1 rRNA gene is annotated in these 1,764 nt (G+C 50.5%); it reads left to right on the plus strand.

Features of this window, described 5'->3' with window-relative positions:
- The first annotated feature begins 153 nt into the window (after positions 1-153).
- Positions 154-1,713 (plus strand): 16S ribosomal RNA (locus tag FFM68_RS13045).
- Positions 1,714-1,764 lie beyond the last annotated feature (51 nt).

A 1,764-nucleotide genomic window follows, 5' to 3' on the forward strand; every position in this document is an offset into this window, starting at 1 on the left:
ACAAACAATGTAGACCTTTGAAAACTGAACGAATAAAACAAACCAAATGTGTAGGGCGTTTCTATTTAATAGAAACAAACAACATAGCAAGCAATATGCTAGCAAGTCAATTTATACAATTGAGCTTAACAATCGCAAGATTGTTTCAAACACTTTTATGAGAGTTTGATCCTGGCTCAGGACGAACGCTGGCGGCGTGCCTAATACATGCAAGTCGAACGCTTTTTCTTTCACCGGAGCTTGCTCCACCGAAAGAAAAAGAGTGGCGAACGGGTGAGTAACACGTGGGTAACCTGCCCATCAGAAGGGGATAACACTTGGAAACAGGTGCTAATACCGTATAACAAGTAAAACCGCATGGTTTTACTTTGAAAGGCGCTTTTGCGTCACTGATGGATGGACCCGCGGTGCATTAGCTAGTTGGTGAGGTAACGGCTCACCAAGGCAACGATGCATAGCCGACCTGAGAGGGTGATCGGCCACATTGGGACTGAGACACGGCCCAAACTCCTACGGGAGGCAGCAGTAGGGAATCTTCGGCAATGGACGAAAGTCTGACCGAGCAACGCCGCGTGAGTGAAGAAGGTTTTCGGATCGTAAAACTCTGTTGTTAGAGAAGAACAAGGATGAGAGTAAAAAGTTCATCCCTTGACGGTATCTAACCAGAAAGCCACGGCTAACTACGTGCCAGCAGCCGCGGTAATACGTAGGTGGCAAGCGTTGTCCGGATTTATTGGGCGTAAAGCGAGCGCAGGCGGTTTCTTAAGTCTGATGTGAAAGCCCCCGGCTCAACCGGGGAGGGTCATTGGAAACTGGGAAACTTGAGTGCAGAAGAGGAGAGTGGAATTCCATGTGTAGCGGTGAAATGCGTAGATATATGGAGGAACACCAGTGGCGAAGGCGGCTCTCTGGTCTGTAACTGACGCTGAGGCTCGAAAGCGTGGGGAGCAAACAGGATTAGATACCCTGGTAGTCCACGCCGTAAACGATGAGTGCTAAGTGTTGGAGGGTTTCCGCCCTTCAGTGCTGCAGCTAACGCATTAAGCACTCCGCCTGGGGAGTACGACCGCAAGGTTGAAACTCAAAGGAATTGACGGGGGCCCGCACAAGCGGTGGAGCATGTGGTTTAATTCGAAGCAACGCGAAGAACCTTACCAGGTCTTGACATCCTTTGACCACTCTAGAGATAGAGCTTCCCCTTCGGGGGCAAAGTGACAGGTGGTGCATGGTTGTCGTCAGCTCGTGTCGTGAGATGTTGGGTTAAGTCCCGCAACGAGCGCAACCCTTATTGTTAGTTGCCATCATTTAGTTGGGCACTCTAGCGAGACTGCCGGTGACAAACCGGAGGAAGGTGGGGATGACGTCAAATCATCATGCCCCTTATGACCTGGGCTACACACGTGCTACAATGGGAAGTACAACGAGTCGCGAAGTCGCGAGGCTAAGCTAATCTCTTAAAGCTTCTCTCAGTTCGGATTGTAGGCTGCAACTCGCCTACATGAAGCCGGAATCGCTAGTAATCGCGGATCAGCACGCCGCGGTGAATACGTTCCCGGGCCTTGTACACACCGCCCGTCACACCACGAGAGTTTGTAACACCCGAAGTCGGTGAGGTAACCTTTTTGGAGCCAGCCGCCTAAGGTGGGATAGATGATTGGGGTGAAGTCGTAACAAGGTAGCCGTATCGGAAGGTGCGGCTGGATCACCTCCTTTCTAAGGAAATAGTTCATCTTAGATGAACGTTACGGAAACTACACAGGAATG

This window comes from Enterococcus xiangfangensis, from assembly GCF_005405365.1.
GTDB lineage: Bacteria > Bacillota > Bacilli > Lactobacillales > Enterococcaceae > Enterococcus_A > Enterococcus_A xiangfangensis.